The following is a 1,312-nucleotide window of genomic DNA, read 5'->3' on the forward strand; positions in this document are numbered from 1 at the left end:
CCTCCGGTATGTGCGGGAGGGCAGCCTCCCGGGTCCCGGGATTCTGCGTGTGGTGCATCGGATCTCCACTACGGGACGCCCGGCGCCAGGGGGCACCGGCCTGGTAGTGACCGCGGTGGTGCGGTACTTCCCCGCGCGTGTCGGGAAACGATCGGAAGTGGTCGCTGTCACGGTCGACTGCCGCGTAAACCGTAATGTGACTTTACCGGGAAGTAAAGTGCCGAACATGATCGTTCGCCCGAGTGACGAAGAGATGCTCGACGCGGCTTGCACGGTATTCGCCGAGGCCGGGTTCCATGCGGCCACGATGGAGGAGATCGCGACCCGCGCGAGAACCACCAAGCCGACGCTGTACGCGCATTTCGGCGCCAAGGAAGATCTCTACCGGAAATGCGCCGAGTGGGCCGCCGACGCCCTCGGCACCCGGCTTCTGCGGGTCTACGCGGAGGCCGCGGAGCTTTCCCTGGAAGAGCAGGTCCGCGCCTCGACGGACACGTTCTTCGCGTACGCGGCGGCGAATCCGGCGAAGTTCCTCCTGCTGTTCGGCGCCGACCCCATCGGGGCTGTCACAGCCGCCAGGCAGCGGCTCACCGGGGCGACGGCCGAGGAGATCGCAGCGCGTATCCGGGACTTCACCGAGCGAAAGGGCCAGGGCCGCTGGGGCGTGAGCGCCGAGTTGTGCGCCGCGCTCATCGTGGGCGCGAGCGTCGAAGGGGCGCGGCACGCGCTTTTCCGCGAGGAACTGGACCCGGCGGCCGCCGGCGCATTCGCGACCTCGTTCATGACGGCCGCACTCCGCCATCTCGATCCGCGGATCGCCGCGGAAATCGACGGAACCACCGGGCCGGATTCCGGCCGGGCGGCGAATTCCCCTTCCGGATAAGGGAGTTCCGCTCCGGACAGAGGCGAACCGGCCTTACAGCAGTCCGGCCTGGGTGAAGAAGACCGCGAGGAGTACGACGAGGGTCCAGCCCGCGATGTGCTCCGCCAGCGAGTCGTCCTCCTGGGGCCCGCCGGTGCGCGTGGCGGCGGCCGATGCTGCGGTCATGGTGCGGTTCTCCTCGTCGGTTCGGCGGCGCGGCGGCGGCTGTGCGCCGCCGGCTCGGACGCGGGAAGCCTACGCGGAGGGGACCTCGCCAGTCTGTGAGCCGGACCTCACGGCTACGATTTCCCGCGCCATGCAGCAGAACAACACCCCGTACACCAGCCTCGTCGCCCTCGGCGACTCCTTCACCGAGGGCATGTCCGACGCGCTGCCCGACGGCACGTACCGCGGCTGGGCCGATGTGCTCGCCGGGCGCCTCGCGGCCCG

At 69.7% G+C, this 1,312-nt stretch carries 2 protein-coding genes and 1 pseudogene; 2 read left to right on the forward strand and 1 reads right to left on the reverse strand.

The window, feature by feature from the left end; genetic code table 11:
* The first annotated feature begins 226 nt into the window (after positions 1-226).
* Complete coding sequence (locus AOK16_RS24945; protein WP_157859356.1) at positions 227-883, forward strand: TetR/AcrR family transcriptional regulator; 657 nt, start codon at positions 227-229, stop codon at positions 881-883.
* A 33-nt stretch (positions 884-916) separates the two neighbouring features.
* Here the strand turns inward: AOK16_RS24945 and AOK16_RS26920 are convergent, their stop codons facing one another.
* Positions 917-1,048: an SCO1431 family membrane protein gene (locus AOK16_RS26920; protein ID WP_107098451.1), complete on the reverse strand. Its 132-nt coding sequence runs from the start codon at positions 1,046-1,048 to the stop codon at positions 917-919.
* 130 nt (positions 1,049-1,178) lie between these two features.
* Between AOK16_RS26920 and AOK16_RS28895 the strand changes: the two are divergent.
* Positions 1,179-1,312 (forward strand): annotated as a pseudogene (locus AOK16_RS28895) (SGNH/GDSL hydrolase family protein); the annotation flags it as partial.

This window comes from Streptomyces pathocidini (genome assembly GCF_001418495.1).
GTDB classification, from domain to species: domain Bacteria; phylum Actinomycetota; class Actinomycetes; order Streptomycetales; family Streptomycetaceae; genus Streptomyces; species Streptomyces pathocidini.

Excerpts from the sequence above, each read along its gene's own strand:
- AOK16_RS24945 (WP_157859356.1), top strand. The coding sequence starts at position 227 with ATGATCGTTCGCCCGAGTGACGAAGAGATGCTCGACGCGGCTTGCACG.
- AOK16_RS26920 (WP_107098451.1), bottom strand. The coding sequence starts at position 1,048 with ATGACCGCAGCATCGGCCGCCGCCACGCGCACCGGCGGGCCCCAGGAG.